12 protein-coding genes are annotated in these 16,486 nt (G+C 60.7%); 7 read left to right on the forward strand and 5 right to left on the reverse strand.

Going from position 1 to position 16,486, the window contains the following annotated elements:
* The first annotated feature begins 96 nt into the window (after positions 1-96).
* Positions 97-3,969, forward strand: a complete 3,873-nt coding sequence (locus tag DX909_RS01600; protein WP_128543306.1) for a PAS domain-containing protein — start codon at positions 97-99, stop codon at positions 3,967-3,969.
* 12 nt (positions 3,970-3,981) lie between these two features.
* Here DX909_RS01600 and DX909_RS01605 read toward each other — a convergent pair whose 3' ends face one another.
* On the reverse strand, positions 3,982-4,803 hold the full coding sequence (locus DX909_RS01605) for a sugar phosphate isomerase/epimerase family protein (RefSeq protein WP_128543307.1): 822 nt from the start codon (positions 4,801-4,803) through the stop codon (positions 3,982-3,984).
* 45 nt (positions 4,804-4,848) lie between these two features.
* Positions 4,849-6,159 carry an SGNH/GDSL hydrolase family protein gene (locus DX909_RS01610; protein WP_164851168.1) on the reverse strand — a complete coding sequence of 437 codons (1,311 nt, stop codon included), beginning with the start codon at positions 6,157-6,159 and terminating at the stop codon, positions 4,849-4,851.
* 206 nt (positions 6,160-6,365) lie between these two features.
* Between DX909_RS01610 and DX909_RS01615 the strand changes: the two genes are divergently transcribed.
* The 5 genes from DX909_RS01615 to DX909_RS01635 all read left to right on the forward strand — a co-directional run bounded on the left by DX909_RS01615 (position 6,366) and on the right by DX909_RS01635 (position 12,618).
* Positions 6,366-6,953, forward strand: a complete 588-nt coding sequence (locus DX909_RS01615; RefSeq protein ID WP_128543309.1) for an O-methyltransferase — start codon at positions 6,366-6,368, stop codon at positions 6,951-6,953.
* A gap of 175 nt (positions 6,954-7,128) precedes the next feature.
* On the forward strand, positions 7,129-9,564 hold the full coding sequence (locus tag DX909_RS01620) for an ABC transporter permease (RefSeq protein ID WP_128543310.1): 2,436 nt from the start codon (positions 7,129-7,131) through the stop codon (positions 9,562-9,564).
* A 235-nt stretch (positions 9,565-9,799) separates the two neighbouring features.
* The gene (locus tag DX909_RS01625; RefSeq protein ID WP_128543311.1) at positions 9,800-10,612 is read left to right on the forward strand and encodes a LytTR family DNA-binding domain-containing protein; all 813 of its coding nucleotides are present in this window, start codon (positions 9,800-9,802) and stop codon (positions 10,610-10,612) included.
* Positions 10,613-10,749: 137 nt separating this feature from the next.
* Entirely contained in the window at positions 10,750-11,607 is an 858-nt protein-coding gene (locus tag DX909_RS01630) for a hypothetical protein (protein ID WP_128543312.1), read from the forward strand.
* Between the two features lie 3 nt (positions 11,608-11,610).
* The gene (locus tag DX909_RS01635; RefSeq protein WP_128543313.1) at positions 11,611-12,618 is read left to right on the forward strand and encodes a S41 family peptidase; all 1,008 of its coding nucleotides are present in this window, start codon (positions 11,611-11,613) and stop codon (positions 12,616-12,618) included.
* Between the two features lie 190 nt (positions 12,619-12,808).
* On the opposite strand, the gene DX909_RS01640 is transcribed toward DX909_RS01635, so the two are convergent.
* Positions 12,809-13,375, reverse strand: a complete 567-nt coding sequence (locus tag DX909_RS01640) for a hypothetical protein (protein WP_128543314.1) — start codon at positions 13,373-13,375, stop codon at positions 12,809-12,811.
* 449 nt (positions 13,376-13,824) lie between these two features.
* Between DX909_RS01640 and DX909_RS01645 the strand changes: the two genes are divergently transcribed.
* Positions 13,825-14,922 (forward strand): spore photoproduct lyase family protein, encoded by a 1,098-nt coding sequence (locus DX909_RS01645; RefSeq protein WP_229310909.1) that lies wholly within the window; start codon positions 13,825-13,827, stop codon positions 14,920-14,922.
* 16 nt (positions 14,923-14,938) lie between these two features.
* On the opposite strand, the gene DX909_RS01650 is transcribed toward DX909_RS01645, so the two are convergent.
* Together DX909_RS01650 and DX909_RS01655 are read right to left on the reverse strand one after the other, a co-directional pair.
* Positions 14,939-15,970 carry a helix-turn-helix domain-containing protein gene (locus DX909_RS01650; RefSeq protein WP_128543315.1) on the reverse strand — a complete coding sequence of 344 codons (1,032 nt, stop codon included), beginning with the start codon at positions 15,968-15,970 and terminating at the stop codon, positions 14,939-14,941.
* Positions 15,967-16,443: a nuclear transport factor 2 family protein gene (locus DX909_RS01655; protein WP_128543316.1), complete on the reverse strand. Its 477-nt coding sequence runs from the start codon at positions 16,441-16,443 to the stop codon at positions 15,967-15,969. Before DX909_RS01655 ends, DX909_RS01650 begins: the two co-directional genes overlap by 4 nt.
* Positions 16,444-16,486: the final 43 nt, after the last annotated feature.

Below are 16,486 nucleotides of genomic sequence, written 5' to 3' on the forward strand. Positions count from 1 at the left end.
CGCCGGTACTGGCTCGTACTTTTTGGAATTACTTGCACTTGCCGCCGTTTTGTCGTATCGTTATCGGTGTATCGGCTACGGCCCTCCTTCCGCCCCATGAATCAGCCAACCCAACTCCTGTTCACCCTTGACCGGAACCTTTCCCTGCCGGCAAACGGAGTTGTGACCTTCAGCGCCGTTCGGGACGCGAACGGAAAGGTTTCGGACCTGTGGCTCACGTCCTTCCACGTTCAGAACGGCCCCCACAGCCCGGGCCTGCCCGACCAGACCTCCGGCCTGACGATGTCCGGCCTGCTTCGGGAACTGCATCCTGACGAGGAAGCCGCCCTGCTGTTTCGGCAGTGTGTCGAGGTCGTCGAAACCCGGCGGCAGATCAGCCTGCGGCAGGGGTTCCATACCCCGGCCGGCATCCGGTTCTTCGAGTGGTCGGTCTTCCCGCAGGGCGACGGCCTCCTGATCCTCTACAATGAGACGCCGGCGGCCGGCCGGCCGCCGACCCTGACCCCGTCCGGCGACGGGCTGCTGAGACGCCTGCTGGATACGGCCACCTGCGGTCTGGTTTTCAGCCGCCCGCTGCGCGATTCCGAAAACCGCATCGTCGACTTCCAGGTCGAGGAGTGCAACGAAGCCATCTGCCGCATGACCGGTTTCCCGCGCCACCGGATGCTGACCGAAACCATGCTTACCTGCGACCCGCTCGGGCTGGAGAACGGTATTTTCGAGCGATGGGCCGGGGTAATCCGGACGGGCCAGGAACAGGAGTTGGACCATTTTTTCGAAGGGGCCGGGCGGTGGCTGCGGCAGAAACTGACGCCCTGGGACGGAGGCATCCTGGCCTCTTTCGAGGATATAAGCGACGAACGGAGAAGCCGGCAGGCCGACCTGCTGGAGCAGGTGTTCAACAACGTCTATACCGGCATCGTAGTCTATGAGGCCGTGCGCCGGCCGACGACGGATCAGGAACCCGGCCCCATCGTCGATTTTTACATCCGGCACATCAACGAGACGGCCGCCCGGATGCGTGGTCTGCCCGCCGACCGGATCGTGGGCCGGCTGGCGTCGGAACTGTTTCCCGAACAGAAATCCAAAGGACTCTTTCACCCCTTCGTACAGGTCTGCGAAACCGGCAAACCGATCCGGACCCAGAAGCATTACGCCGACTTCGGGGTGTGGGTCGACGTCTGCATTACGCGCCAGGACGACGGTCTGGTGGTGACCTTCTCGGATATCACCGCCCAGCGAAAAGCCTCGGAGGAACTACAGCGGCAAACCCGCCTGCTCCAGACGATCGTCGACCAGACCCAGGCGGGCATTTCGCTCATGGAACCGGTGTACGATGAGGCCGGGGACGTCACCGACTTCCGCATCGTGCTGGTCAACCAGTATACCGCCCGAACGTTCGGGCGGTCGGTGAAGGAACTGACCGACGGGCGGCCGCTGGGCGAAATCATGGTCGGCTGGCAGGAGACGGAGCGGTTTGGGATTCACCGACAGGTGCTGGCCACCGGCGAACCCCACACGGCGGTTCTGTATCACGACAATTTCGGGTTCAGGGGCTGGTTCGAGGTCAGCATCGACCGGGTCGGAAACCGCCTGCTCCATACGCTGGTAGACATTACGGCCATCCGGCAGGCCGAAGAAGACCAGCGAAAACAGTCGGAACTGCTGCAGACGGTGGTCGATAACCTCAAAGCCGGTCTGCTGCTGCTCGACGCCGTCCGCTCACCCGGCCCCAACGGCGAGCCGGGGCCCATCGTCGATTTCCGCTACCGGCTGACCAATGAATACAACGCCAGTCTGGGCCGCAAAACCGCCCTCGAACTGACGGGGCGGCTCGTGGCCGAAGCCTTCCCGGGCTGGCAGGAAACCGAACTGTTCCGGCGCATGGTGGAAGTAGTCGAAACCGGCCGGCCGCAGACGAACGTGGCACCCTACGGCGAGTACGGCTGGGACGGCTGGTTCGACGGCAGCTATATCAAAATCGGCGACGGGCTTCTGTACACCTACGTGGACGTCACGGCCCTGAAAGAATCGGAGATCGACGCCCGCCGGAAACAGGAACTGCTCGACAGCATCCTGAACGCGTCTCCCACGGCCATCATGGCCTGCGAAGCCGTTCCGGGACCGGACGGCAGCCTCCCCGACTACCGGTATGTGGCGGTCAATGCGGTGGCCGCCGGGCTGTTCGGCCGGCCCCAGGGCGAAATCGTCGGACGCACTCTAAAAGAACTGTTTCCCAACGCCGGCCAGGCCGACTTTCTCGAATACTGGCAGCGGGCCTACGAAACGGGCGAACCGCAGCAGTTCGAAACCCACTATCCGTTCGACGGCTACGATGCCTGGTACGAGATGAGCGTCGTCCGCTGGGGAGACGGGCTGGTCGTCGTCGGTTCGGACATCACCCAGACCCGAAAAGCCCAGCAGGAAAAGCAATACCAGGCCGAAACCTTCAACGCGGTTCTGTCTTCCATGCTGCACGGCATGGCCATCTTCCGCCTGGAGCGCGACGAGCGCGGAGAAGTCATCGACCTGCGCTACGAATACGTCAGCGAACAGGTGCTGCACGACACCGGCCTATCGCGCGGGCAGGTGATCGGCGAATCGGTGCTGCGGCTGTTTCCGGGCCTTCCGAATTCGGGATTCTGGCCCGCCTACCGGATGGTTCTGGAGGCCGGCGCTCCGCAGCAGTTTGAAGATCATTACATCTGGGACGGGGTCGACAACTACATACTGGGGCAGGTGGTCCGGATCGACGAGAACCGCATCGTGATGACCTACCAGATCCTGAACGAACTGAAAAAGGCGCAGAAACAGTCGGAGGAACAGACCCGGCTGCTGCGGTCGGTGCTGGACGGGTCCCAGAACGGCATCATCGCCTTCGACGCCGTCCGGAACGACCAGGGCGCCGTCGTCGACTTCCGGTATATCCTTCAGAATGAGGCCAACCGCCAGCGGGTCAGTCGGACCGACGAGCAGGTGATCGGCCGAACGATGATGGAGTTCTTCCCGGACGTGCGCGACAACGGCCTGTTCGACCGGTATGTAGAGGTGGTCGAAACCGGGAAACCGTTCCGGGCCGACATCGAATACAATTACGGGACCGGCCTGGGCTGGTTCAACCTCTCAGTGGTCAAACGCGGGGACGGCATCGTGTTGACGGTCATGGACAAAACGGCCGAAAAGCGGGCTGAAGAAAACCAGCGGACCTACCAGCGCCGGCTCGAAGCCGCCAACGAGCAGCTGATGGAGTCCAACGAAAACCTCCAGTCGTTCGCCTACGTGGCTTCGCACGACCTTCAGGAACCCCTGCGGAAGATTCAGGCCTTCGGTGACGTGCTGGTGACCCGCTACCAGAGCAACCTGCCGCAGGAGGCCCAGGATCTGGTCCGGCGGATGCAGGTGGCCTCCGCCCGGATGAGCGACCTGATCCGCGACATCCTGGCCTACTCCCGCATCTCGACCCACGGGAAACCGTTCGAGCCGGTGCCGCTCGGCCGCCTGGTCGAGGAGATCCGGACCGACCTGGCCCACCGCATCGCCACGGCCGACGCCCGGCTGGAGGTCGGCCCGCTGCCCGAAGTCGACGGAGACCGGAGCCAGCTCTGGCAGCTTTTCAGCAACCTCCTCTCCAACGCCCTGAAATTTAACCGGCCCGGCCACCCGCCGGTGGTGGTCGTCCGCGCCGTCCGGCTGACGCCCGATCAGGCTCCCGGCCCGCTGAAGTCCCGCAATGTCCCGGGCTGGTGGGAAATCGGCGTCCGGGATAACGGCATCGGCTTCGACGAGAAATACCTTGAACGCATCTTCCAGCTCTTCCAGCGGCTGCACGGCAAAAACCAGTATCCGGGCAGCGGCATCGGGCTGGCCATCTGCAAAAAAGTGGCCGAACGGCACGGCGGCTGGCTCACCGCCGGCAGCAAACCCGGCGAGGGCGCCCATTTCAGGGTTTATCTTCCGGCCCGGAACTGAGATCGGCGGGTTTCAGACCGGCCCGGCATACCGCGCCTTCAGCAACTGCATCATGTAAACGTTGATCTCCCACTGGTTGGCGATGGGCATATTCGTGAACGGCACGGGCGGCATATAAGGCGCCGGACCGAACTCGGCGGTGATCGTCAGTCGGTCGGCCCCCGCTTCCCGGCGGTTTGCGACGATGGCGTCCCACCAGACCAGGTGCGCATCCAGCGCCGGTTTCCACTCCGGCAGCCGGGGGTCCGACACCTGCGCCCCCTGCGAATGACCGACCCGCGCGTGGAAATGGTTCGTCCGTCGGCAGGCCGTCTCCATCGCCAGCGGCTGCTGCTCCAGCAGCGATTCCGACACACAGCACCAGTGCGAAAAATCGCCGGTCAGCTTCAGAAACGGCAGGCGGTCCAGGTAGCCTTTCGTGACGTGGGCGGCAAACAGGGCCTTGTTGCGGTGAGTTTCGTGGCAGACCGGGATGCCGGTTTCCTGCTCGATGGCGTCGGCCAGCGCAAACAGATCGGTATTTTCCTCCGTCGGGAAAAAGTCCTTCCCGGTCTGGGCGTTGATCAGCAGAGGCCGGGCCTGGGCCAGATGGCGCAGATACCGCTCATAGCTTTGGATATGTTCCCCGAAATCCTGCTCGAACGACTGGTAGTACTGCCCGATCAGCAGCAGGCCCGCATCGGCCAGGGCGTTGAGCATGGCGGTTCTTTCCGTTTCGTCGAACGGCACTTCGGCCTCGACGCCGTCGTACCCGGCGGCTTTGACCAGACGGCAGAATTCCGGCCAGGGCAGGTGGGAGCAGCCCCAGCGGGGGCAGAAAAACAGGAGAGTCATCAGGTTTGGTATCAGGAATAGTAACAGGTTCTTCGTAAGCAGGGCTTATTTCCCGGACGGATCGTCCAGCAATTCGCCGATGATCAGCAGCTGTCCCGCATAGCCGTTCTTCGGTTCGTACGGTTTCGGGTCGGGGATGGTCTGGTTTCGTCTGGCCAGGATGGCGGCTTTGTCCAGCGTCCGGTCGTCGAGTTCGAACTCCACCACATGATCGCCCATCGGCACGGCCGGCAGCAGGAAATAGTGGGAGCGGTAATAGGTACAGAACTCGTCGAAACGCGGCACCGGCGGCATTTCCTGCCCGTCGACAAAGACCCGGTACTGGCCGCAACCCGGCCCCATCACGTCATACAGGCCGAGCTGCGTCCCGCGGAAGCGAACCCGCAGGCGTTCCCCCGGCCGGCCGGCCTTCAACAGGGACGAAAACCGGTTCGCCAGCCGCCGGGCTACGGTATCCGTCGCGGGCGTGATGACCGTCCAGCCTCCGGTCCGGCCGGCTTTCCGGGCGTTCTCCATCCGCGCCTGCTCCCAGTGATCGGGCCGGAGCGGGTCGGGCAGGCGGCTTTTTCGCTTTCCCCCCCGGTCCGCGATCTGCGTCATCGACCGGGCCAGGGCTTCGGTGTAGAGCCGGTGGCCGGTTTGCGCGTAGGGATGCACGTTATCGGGCGAGAAAACCAGTTTGCCGGGAAATTCATCCGGTTTTCCCCTGAACACCAGCTCGCCCCGGTCCGCCAGCCGGATCACCTCCAGGCCCAGATGCACCGACGGGATGCCGTAATGATCGGCCACGCGCTCCATCGTCGAGGCCGACTCGGGAAACCGGCCGGCCGAGAGCGTCGGCGCCATCGACGCCATCACCGTGTAGACGAAACAGATGTCGGTTTTGGGGTCGGCCCGGCGGATCTGCCGGACGATGCCCTCCATCGCCTGCATGATTCGTTCCGCCGGCTTCCCGTTGTCGTTCACCGCAAACTCGACGAAAACCAGGTCCGGCCGGTGGTTCAGCACCTGCTCCCGGAGCCGGAAAACCCCCAGGTCGGAGCCGGTTCCGCCGATGGCGGCATTGATGGATTCGATGGGAGTCTGCGGGTAGCGGCTCTGAAACCAGGCCACCGACTGCTCGCGCCAGCCGCCCCCGGCTTCGGTGATGCTGCCGCCCAAGTAGGCGATCTTCACCGGCATCCGGTCGGCCAGCTTCCGGAAGAAATAGGGCAGCCCGGCCCGCACCCGGCATTCCTCGGCCCGGACGAGTTCCTGCGCGCCGGCCGGCCGGATGCCGGTGATCAGAAGAAAAAACAGGGCGAGCACCCCCGGGAAGCCGAACCGGGCCGGTCGGCTCTTTACTGGAAATCCCATAGTTAAAACGATATTCCTTTCCATAAATCAATTCCTGCGCATTATCTACCGCTTTTCTGAAAAAAGCCCGTCGATTCCTCCGGCTTCCGGCCTTTGATACCGCTCGCGAGAATCTTCATCCGCTTTATAAATATTTTGGCTCATCGGGGCCGGGCGCCTTCTACTTTTATTCCAACTTCATCAACTCTATTGAATTGAATCTTCCCATGAATGCACAATTGCGCTCGCTTCTGGAGGACCTCTATCGTTTCGGCTGCGAAAACGATGCGGAGGCCCAGGACCGAGGTGCTAAACTACTGAACATCACCCCCGATACGGGCGAGTTTCTCTCCCTGCTGATCAAAGCCGTCGATGCGCGGGCCATTCTGGAAATCGGAACCTCCAACGGGTACTCGACGCTCTGGCTGGCCGACGCGGCCCGGGAGACGGGCAGCCGGCTGATTACCGTCGAACACAGTGCGTCCAAAGCGGCCGCGGCCCGGGAGAACTTCGCCAAAAGCGGTCTGGCCGACCGGATCGAACTGACGGTGACGCAGGCCGGCGCGTTCCTGCAGGCGCAGACCGCCGAATCGTTCGACTTCATCTTTCTGGATGCCAACCGGTCGGAGTATGAGAACATGTGGGTATTGCTGGATGCCTGCCTGAAACCGGGCGGGCTGCTCGTGGTCGACAATGCGGTTTCCCACCAGGAGGAGATGGTTCCGTTCAAAAACCGGATCGAGGAAACGCCGGGTTATGTCACCGCGCTGGTGCCCGTCGGGAAGGGCGAACTGCTGGCCTGGAAGTCGCGATAAGGCCGGCCGGATGCGACCGCCGGAAGAAGTGTCCGTTCAGGGACGGAGCCTGTCCATTTGCGGACAAAACCGGCTTTAATTCCTTCCGGGAAATAGCGCATACGGAACAGGGACGGCCTTTCCGGGTCTTTGGCCGGAGATTTGAGCGGGTCAGTTCACCAGCCCTCAACCGGACATGATTCGCAATTACCTTAAGATCGCCCTGCGTAACCTGCTGCGTCACCCGGGCTTTTCGGCCATCAACATCGTCGGGCTTTCCGTCGGTCTGGCCTGCTGCCTGAGCATTTACCTGTTCGTTCAGGATGAACTGAGTTACGACCGGTTCGTGCCCGGCGCCGACCGGATCTACCGGCTCGTGAACGCCCGGACTTCGGAGGGTCGGCAGAGCCTGACGGCCTCCACCCCGCCCGCCTACGGCCCGACGCTGAAAGCCGACTTCCCGGAAGTGGAGCGGATGACCCGGGTCTTTGCCTTCAACGGCAACCCGCTGGTGACCTACGGAACGACCAAATTCTTCGAAAACGACCTGCTGCTGGCCGATTCGACCTTCTTCGAGGTGTTCGGTTATCCGCTGACGCGAGGCAATCCGAAACTGGCACTGCAAGGGGCCAATACCATCGTGATTTCGGAGTCGCTGGCGCGAAAATTCTTCGGCAGCGAGGACCCGATCAACAAACAACTCAAGCTTTCCTTCGGCGACGCGATCCCGTTCCGGATCACCGGCATCATGAAGGACCTGCCTTCGCAGTCGCACCTGAAGGTGAATGCGGTCGGCTCGTTCAGCACCCTGCGGGCCTTCGTCGATCCGGCCCGGCTCGCCAACTGGCGCTGGCAGCAGTTCCACACCTACGTCGCGCTGACGCCCGGCTTCGACCCGGCGCGGCTGGAAGCCAAGCTCCCCGGCCTGCTGGCCCGGTATGCCAAACCCGAACTGGATAAGATCGGGCTGAGTTACCAGACCCGTCTCCAGCCCCTGACCGACATCCACCTGCGGTCGGCAGACCTGGAATACGACAACGCCCAGAAGGGCAACATCCGCTACGTCTACGCCCTGATCGTCATTGCGGTTTTTGCGCTGCTGATCGCCTGTTTCAACTTCATGAACCTCAGCACCGCCCGTTCGCTGACGCGGGCCAGGGAGGTCGGGCTGCGCAAGGCCATCGGCGCCCACCGGGGGCAGCTGATCGGGCAGTTCCTGGGTGAATCGCTGCTGCTGACGGCCCTGGCCATGATCATTGCCCTCGGCCTGACCGCCCTGATCCTCCCCTCCTTCACGGACTGGGTCGACAAGTCCCTGTCGCTGAGCACGCTTTTCCGGCCCCGTTTTCTGCTGGGACTGGTCGTGGCGGTCGGGGTAGTCGGGGGGCTGGCGGGAATTTACCCGGCGTTCTTCCTGTCGGGCTTCCGGCCGGTGCAGGTGCTGGCGGGCCATCTGATCCGGTCGACGGGGAAGGGGGCCGTTTCGCTCCGTAAAACGCTGGTGGTGCTGCAGTTTACGGCCTCGACGGTGCTGATCATCGGCACGGCGGTCGTGTTTTCGCAGCTTCGATACATCCAGCAGAAAGACCTGGGCTTCGCTAAAGAGCAGGCCGTCGTGCTGCCGCTCCGAAACCAGGCGATGCAGGAAGGCTACGAAGCCGTCAAGAACGATCTGCAGCGGCACCCCGGCATCTGGGCGGCCACGGCCTGCTACGGCATTCCCGGCGGCCTCTTCGCGGGTGACGGCATCCGGCTGCCCGGGAAAGACGAGGAGATCGGGACCAATATGTTCATCGTCGACGCGGACTACATCCCGGCGATGGGCATGAAGATGGTTGCGGGCCGGAGCTTCTCCCGGAAATTCGGAACGGACCTGAAGGAGGGTTTCGTCCTGAACGAAGCGGCCGTCGCGGCCTTCGGCCTCGGAACCCCGCAGCAGGCCCTCGGCAAAGCGATCCTCTGGCCCCAGTGGAACCCCTCCACGCCGGCCGACACCCTCAAGCGGGGCCGCGTGATCGGGGTGGTGAAAGACTTCAACTACAAATCGCTGCACCAGAAGATCGAGCCGCTGGTAATGCACATCTATCCCTCGGCGTTCTCCTACCTCGTGGTCCGGGTGCAGCCGGGCCATCTTCCGGCCGCGCTGGAGGTGATGAAAGCGAAGTGGAAGGCGCTGGCTCCCGAGTGGCCGTTCGAATACCAGATCGTGGACGAGGAATTTGCCCGGTTCTACCGGAGCGAGCAGCTGTTCGGGAAGCTGTTCAGCCTGTTCACGGCCCTGTCCATTTTCATCGCGTGTCTGGGGCTTTTCGGGCTGGCGGCTTTCATGGCCCAGCAGCGGACGAAAGAGATCGGGGTGCGGAAGGTGCTGGGCGCGTCGGTCGCCGGCATCGTGCTTCTTTTGTCGAAGGACTTCCTGAAGCTGGTGCTGATCGCCATCGTCATTGCCTCCCCCCTGGCCTGGTACGCCATGAAAAGCTGGCTGGCCGACTTCGCCTACCGGATCGACATCGAATGGTGGATGTTCGTGCTGGCGGGGCTGCTGGCCATCGGCATCGCCCTGCTGACCGTCAGCATCCAGTCGATCAAAGCCGCGCTGATGAATCCGGTGCATTCGCTGCGGTCGGAGTGAAACCCCCCCCCGGCCCCCTCCTAAAACAGGAGGGGGAGTGCGCTGCCCGATTTAAACCCTGCGGAGCCACCCCCTCCTTACCAAGGAGGGGGCCGGGGGGTGGTCCGGCGCTCCGGCTGGGGGTGGTCCCCGGCCGTTTCCCTCAATTTTCGCCGGGCGGGGTAGTGGTATTTCGTTCAACAGCTGTCTTAGGGCATACCAACAGTGGCTGAACCCCTTACCGCCCCGGTCTGAGATGAAACTTTCGCGCGAAATCCGGCTCCAGATCCTCGGATCGCTCTTCATTGCCGTTTTCCTGGTTACGTTCGACAATAAACCGCTGCCCATCCTGCTCCGCACGGCCCCCTATTACCGCGACGTGGCCATCACCTTCGCGGCCGCGTGGCTGCTGTTCGGTTACGTGGGCTTCGTCACCCGGCAACTCGACCGGCGGCTTGGCTGGCACTCGGCCCCGGTCCGGCGGCTGGCGGCCCAGAGCCTGTACGGAGTGGCGGCCGCTTCGCTGCTGGCTTATTTTATCACCTATCTTCAATACCGCTGGATCGACCCGGAGAATATCTTCGCCGGGGATTCCTTTCTGGTCACTGAGTTTCCGATCATCGTGCTGTTCAACGGGTTTGCCAACGGCCTCTACGCAGTGATCCTTTACTTTCTGGGCAAAACCGGCGAACCGGCGTCCGCTTCCGGCCCGGCGGAATCCGGGCCGGCCTACCTCACCGGCCTGCTGGCCGCCAACGGAAACCGCCGGATTCAGATTCCCGCCGAGCGGGTGGCCCTCATCTGCCTCGAACACGGGCTGACCTGGGTCGTCACCTTCGATAACCTGCGCTACCACTTGGACGAACCGCTCCAGTGTTACATGCAGCGGCTGGACCCCGACCGTTTTTTCCGGATCAACCGTCAGGCCATCGTGCAACTTTCCGCCTGCGGTTCGTGGGAAACCGTCGAATTCGGCAAAATCCGGCTGCGGCTGGTTGCGCCGGTGACCACCGAACTGCTGATCAGCCAGAAAACCGCCCCGGCCTTCCGGAAATGGATGCAGCGGTAAGCCCACCTACCTCAGCCCTGCTTAATCCTACTTCGGCAAAACCGGCCCGATCACGAGGCCGCGAACCGGCAAAAACCGCATTGATTTGCAGAAAACGAACAATTCCGTTTCTCGACTCCGCTTGCTTCGTTGTGATGATGAACAGTAAACGACATCCGAATCCGACCCGAAGGTGGCTGGCCTTATGCTGCCTTCTACCGTTTCTGCCGGCCTGTGCCGGCGCCCAGCCCGGCTCTCTGACCGAAACGCCCGGAACCCGGCTCAGCCTGCGCGGAGGCCTCCAGCACCTGAACCGCAGCGACCGGCTTCTCTCGCCCAGAGTCTATCTCGGTTCCTCGCCCACCAACGTGCAGTTGGCCCTCGACCGGACGCGAACCAGAACCCGGACGCACCTCAGCATCGGCTTTGCCCAGTTCGACATCCGGTCGCAGCCCGACTATTCCTACCTGAACGACCGGGGCGAACCACTGGGCACCTTCCCGACGTCGACCTCCCTGCTGAATATCCGCTACGGATATGCCAGGCGGTTGGGAAGCCGGTGGGCCGCCGGCCTGATGAGCGACAATCAGCTGATGATCACCGACCAGGCCTACGGTCGCGGCACCTACTTCAACTACCTGAATCACTTCTCGTTATCGCCCTGGCTCAGCTTCCGCCAGCCGCTGACTCCGCGCCTGTCGGTGTCGGCCCAGACCTGGTTTCCGGTGGTCAGCTGGGTCAGCCGGTCGCCGTACGCGGTTCAGGACGATCAGTATATGCGCGACAACATGAACCATCAGGCTCTGCCGACGCTGCTGAACTACCTGAAACGGGGCGAAATCCAGTCCGTCGACCGGTTTCAGAAGGTCAACGCCGAAGTCCGGCTGACTCTGGCCCTGACCCGGTCGCTGGACATATCGGCCGCTTACCAGATCGAATATCTTCGGAACACCACGCCCCGGCTCATCCGACAAACCCGACAGATGGCCGCTTTGGGTATTTGCCTGAAAATCTAACCGATGAAAGCCATTTACTGCCTTTTGTTTCTGTTTCTGCTGGCCTCCTGCCGGGAACTCCCGGACCCGCAGGCCGCCCCCCGGAATCCGGTCGGTGTGTTCGACGAACTCTGGCAGGAGTTCCGGGAACTGTATGGCCCCTTCGAAGACCGGGGCATCGACTGGAGCGCCCTGCGAACCCGATACCGCTCCCAACTGACCGATCAAAGCACGGAAACCGACGTTTTCCGGGTTTGCACGGCCCTTCTCAGTGAACTGAACGACGGCCACGTGAACCTGGTCGCCCCCGGCCGCGAGGGCTTCAACGCCAACCGGACCTTCCGGCAGAAGATCGACAACGACCTGTTTTCCCTGCCGCTCGTGATCAGCCGGTATCTCGAACCCGGCTTCACCATCGGCCCGGACTCGGCGTACGTCTACGGTACGGTGGCCGGCGGCCTGGCCTATCTGTATCTGAAAGACATCGGCCCCGAAACGGCCATCCTCGACAAGGTGCTGGATCAGTATGCCGACGCGAAGGGCCTGATTATCGACCTGCGCCATAACGGCGGGGGTGATTTTACGTACGCCTACGAAAATCTGGTGCGGCTGACCGACCGGCGTCGACTGGTGTTCAGCTCCGCGACGCGCAACGGCCCGGACCCGAACGACTTCACGCGCTGGTACGACTGGTATCTGGAAGCCGGAGGGACGTTTTACGACAAAAAACTGCTGGTGCTGGTAGACCGGTACTGCGTCAGCGCGGGGGAACGTACGGCCATGGCGCTCAAAGTGTTACCGCAGGCCACTCTGATCGGAGATTCCACCAACGGCGCCCTCTCGACCCAGCTCGGCCGGGAGCTTTCCAACGGATGGTATTTCACGGTGGCGACCCAGAAAACCCGGTTTGCCGACGGACGCAGCTACGAGGGCATCGGGGTCATTCCCTCGGTGCTGATCAAAAACAACCGGGCCAATATGGCGAAAGGCATCGACGACACGCTTGAAAAAGCCCGGTCGCTGGTCCGGTAAACCTGAAGGGCCGGCGGGGAACCCGAACGCCCGGAATTCGCCGGAGTCCATGTATCCGGTGTCAATTCATCCGGAAGCGGGTACGTATTTGGTTTCGGACTTAAACTTATTTTTTATCTCCTGTGGACAAAACCAAACAGGAGATAAAAAATAAGTTTAAGAATAAAGTAAAATGTATTTCAGAATGTACTTAGCATCCGCCTTTGCGAGGGGCACGTTTATAAAGTATTTTACTATCTCGCTCTACATAGTCACCCACCACTATTGGATATGAATACTTGGGCGCGTGCATGACACCATGGCTTTTTATAATTATTCTGTCGTTAACTTTCAGGCTATGTAATTGGTGAAATTCACTGTTAAAGTTCAAAAAATTCTTGTGAGGCTTTTCCGGTCCAAAACTAAGAATATAATCGTCACCATTAATCCTGACCATCACTCCGAAACCTAATCGTGAGCCCGGAGGAAGAGAAAGAGAGGTAACAACAGCCTCCATATTGGTAAAAGCTCTGATATGCTTCCTTATTTTAGCTTCACCGGCATAGACTTTTTTACCTTCGGGCGATGCTTCCCATTTTTTAAACATTATTCCATCAGGGCTAGCTTCCCATTTTTTCAATGCAGCTTTCCTTTCAGCAGCGGAGAGCGGCTTTGAGGTTAACTTTTTTGACGCTTCATTTTTAATTTCACGATTAGCAAATACCAGTCCGCTTACCACAACCAGCGATAAGATCAGCGCATAAATGACTTTTTTCATTTTTTTGCAGGTTTAATTAAAATGAATCTATACCCTGATCAATCAGATCCGTTTAACGCATTCTTTTTATTTTCAAGGATTGCCGTAAAGCTAAAAGTTCCTATCCTTCCGCCTGTTAATGACCGGTAAAAGATTGTTTACGAAACGTAAAAGCTGCTTTTACAGACTGCTATGGACTTTGGTCTCTAAATAGTTGAACCGGCCCCGGACAAGGGGAACGGACACGGTTCAGCCGGGAAGATACGCATTCAGCCGTATATAAAACCACCTGACTTTGGGCGACGGCATCTCCTCCGGTTTCGAAAATTAAGTTAGAATCTTCTGATAATCAACACATTAAATCACTGCTTAAATTCAACACAAGGAATTATGACTGCATTGAAAGTGTTATTTCAATAGCGCCGTCCGTGCCCTTTCTGCTCCCGGAAAAGCGAACTGGCGCTCCATCTATGCACACTTCACAGGAACTGATTACTTCGGAACTCAATTTGTCCCAACCGCTTCGTCGCCCGGCCCGGCTCTGGATGCCTAAACGGGTGCTCTTCACGCCGGATGCGCTGGAGGAACCCTTCGGGCAGCAGATCTTCGAGCGGGTTACCGCGCTGAATCTGCCGGTGGAAATCCTGAAAAGCAACCGAATCACCGGCCTGCGTGGAGCCGACTCCCGCGAAACTTACCGCATTGCCAAAAACACGCTGGCGGTGGTGAAGGCGCCCCCGGGTGCCTTCCGGCTCCAGCCCATTCCGCCCTCGGCCGACTGGCAGGTAAACCTCGCCGAAGGCTGTCCGGCCCACTGCCAGTACTGTTATCTGGCGGGCAGCCTGGCCGGTCCGCCGGTGACGCGGGTATTCGCTAACCTGCCTCAGCTTCTGACCAATACCGCCCGGTACGAACAGCCGGGCAAGACCACCACCTTCGAGGTGAGCTGTTATACGGACGTCATCGGGATCGAGCACCTGACCGGAAGTCTGGCCGAGTGTGTCCGGTATTTCGGAACCCGCCCCGACGCCCAGTTGCGATTTGTGACCAAATACGAACAGGTGGACTCCCTGCTCGACCTGCCCCACCACGGCCGCACCCGCGCCCGGGTCAGTCTGAATGCGGAGCCGATTGCCCGGCGCATGGAAGGCGGCACGGCCCCGGTCGAAGGCCGGCTTCAGGCGCTGCGCAAACTGGCCTTGCCCGCTGAACAGGGCGGTGGCGGTTATCCCGTCGGGGTGGTGCTGGCGCCGATCATGCCCGTTCCGGGCTGGCGCGAGCTCTATACCGGCCTGCTCGACCGCCTGGCCGAAGCCCTCGACTTCCCCTGCGACCTGACGGTCGAGTTCATCACCCACCGCTTTACGCCGGGCAGCAAAGCCGTCCTGCTCGACTGGTATCCCAACACCAGTCTGGAAATGAACGAAGCGGACCGGGCCGGAAAGCGGAATAAGTTCGGCGGCATCAAATACGTGTATCGGCCGGAAGACATGAAGGGGCTGCAGTCGTTCTTTTACGCCGAGTGGCGGAAGCGGTTCCCGGATGCGCCGATCCTGTACTGGACCTGATTCCGACGGCAAACGATCAGTTCGGACTGACCCGGTATAACGCCCGGTACTCGGAAGGAGTCCGGGCGGTTTTTGCTTTAAAGACCGTGTTGAAGGAAGAAAGCGTATTGAAACCGCAATCGTAGGCGATGGCGGCAATTTTGGCCGACTGCCAGGCCGGGTCGGCCAGCCGGCGCCGGGCTTCCGCGATCCGGAAGCCGTTCAGCCAGTCGGACAGGTTGGTCCCGGCGTTTTCGTTGATGGCCTGCGAGATGTCGCGAACGGAAAAACCGGTCAGGCGGGCCAGCTTCGGCAGGCTCAGGTCCGCATCCAGATACCACCGTTTCTCCTGCACTTCCTTCTCCAGGGTCCGATACATCGCCAGTGACTGGCCCGAACGCAGCCTCGAACGTTCATACCGCGGGCCGGGGGATTCTTCGAAAAGGAATTTTTTCCCGGCAAGAACATACAGGAGCAAAACGACCAGGACCGTAAAGCCCAGGGTGGCCGTTTTCAGCATGATACCGATCGGTGCTTCGACGAGCCAGGCATGGAGATAGGAAAGAAGAATCAGCGCAAAACCGGCCGTCACTCCGACGATTCCGGCATAGATCTTCTCAGGATGAGCCTGTCGGTGGCTGACTACCAGATAGATACTTCCGCCCAGGTAAAGAAAGTGATGAACCAGAATCAGAGAATAGGCGGCCGGGCTGAAGGCGGGATGGTTCAGAAACCAGAGCGTATACAGACCGGCGGGCAGCGCGTGCCAGGCGTAGGCCGGTTTCCATTTTCCTGCGCCTTCCAGCCGGGTTTGCAGAAACAGCAACAGGGCGGGCTGGGCCAGCAGGCCGGCGGCCAGCCCCAGAAATTCGACGGCGGGCGGCAGGGTGGCATACAGCACCAGAAGCGGTTTGGCCACGCGCAGGGAGGTACAGAAAACGGCGGTGGCCAGCAGCCGGTTCGAAAGCCGGTCGGGGAACGGCCGAAACCAGAGGATTCCGGAAACGGCCATGCCCAGTAACACGCCCGCGCCACAAAGGACTGAAATGAAGTATTCGGAGGCCGTCATCGCTCTTTCCAGGCTTTTACCGCCTTAAAATAGTCGGCATTGTCATAATAATCGAACTGACGCACAATTTTACCGTTCCGGAAATGAAAAATGTTCACAAACCGCATTTCGTAGGCGATTCCGTGGTAACGTGCGCGCAATATCCCTTCGGTCACAAGCCGGCTTCCTTCCGTAATCTGCTGATTTATCCGCCATTCGTATTGGTTAGGCAGGTTCGCCCGATCGAAGTTTCGGAAAATGGCCTGTTTGGTCGGCCCGGTGAAGTCGAAGGTAGGATCTTCCAGTACCACCTCGTCGTCGTAAAAAGGAGCGAGCCGGGCTGCCGTGGGGGTGCCGCTGTAAGCCCTGTAATAGTCCTGCACGAATCGGGGCGGGATGGCCGGAAGCGGTTTTGAATAATTTCCAGACAGAATAAACGTCGCAAGACTCAGGACGGTCAGAATCGCATAGCGGTTACGGGATGACGGCTTCATAAGCTCTTTTTAACGTAAAACTGCCTCCGGATCGGCTTTCGGT

Origin of the sequence: Larkinella soli, assembly GCF_003703975.1 — a bacterium.
In the GTDB taxonomy this organism is placed as follows: Bacteria; Bacteroidota; Bacteroidia; order Cytophagales; family Spirosomataceae; genus Larkinella; species Larkinella soli.

What these genes read in the sequence shown, in the direction of transcription:
- DX909_RS01640 (WP_128543314.1), bottom strand. Translation starts at nt 13,375, where the DNA reads ATGAAAAAAGTCATTTATGCGCTGATCTTATCGCTGGTTGTGGTAAGC.
- DX909_RS01625 (WP_128543311.1), top strand. Translation starts at nt 9,800, where the DNA reads ATGAAACTTTCGCGCGAAATCCGGCTCCAGATCCTCGGATCGCTCTTC.
- DX909_RS01645 (WP_229310909.1), top strand. Translation starts at nt 13,825, where the DNA reads ATGCACACTTCACAGGAACTGATTACTTCGGAACTCAATTTGTCCCAA.
- DX909_RS01610 (WP_164851168.1), bottom strand. Translation starts at nt 6,159, where the DNA reads ATGGGATTTCCAGTAAAGAGCCGACCGGCCCGGTTCGGCTTCCCGGGG.
- DX909_RS01605 (WP_128543307.1), bottom strand. Translation starts at nt 4,803, where the DNA reads ATGACTCTCCTGTTTTTCTGCCCCCGCTGGGGCTGCTCCCACCTGCCC.
- DX909_RS01630 (WP_128543312.1), top strand. Translation starts at nt 10,750, where the DNA reads ATGAACAGTAAACGACATCCGAATCCGACCCGAAGGTGGCTGGCCTTA.
- DX909_RS01635 (WP_128543313.1), top strand. Translation starts at nt 11,611, where the DNA reads ATGAAAGCCATTTACTGCCTTTTGTTTCTGTTTCTGCTGGCCTCCTGC.
- DX909_RS01615 (WP_128543309.1), top strand. Translation starts at nt 6,366, where the DNA reads ATGAATGCACAATTGCGCTCGCTTCTGGAGGACCTCTATCGTTTCGGC.
- DX909_RS01650 (WP_128543315.1), bottom strand. Translation starts at nt 15,970, where the DNA reads ATGACGGCCTCCGAATACTTCATTTCAGTCCTTTGTGGCGCGGGCGTG.
- DX909_RS01655 (WP_128543316.1), bottom strand. Translation starts at nt 16,443, where the DNA reads ATGAAGCCGTCATCCCGTAACCGCTATGCGATTCTGACCGTCCTGAGT.
- DX909_RS01600 (WP_128543306.1), top strand. Translation starts at nt 97, where the DNA reads ATGAATCAGCCAACCCAACTCCTGTTCACCCTTGACCGGAACCTTTCC.
- DX909_RS01620 (WP_128543310.1), top strand. Translation starts at nt 7,129, where the DNA reads ATGATTCGCAATTACCTTAAGATCGCCCTGCGTAACCTGCTGCGTCAC.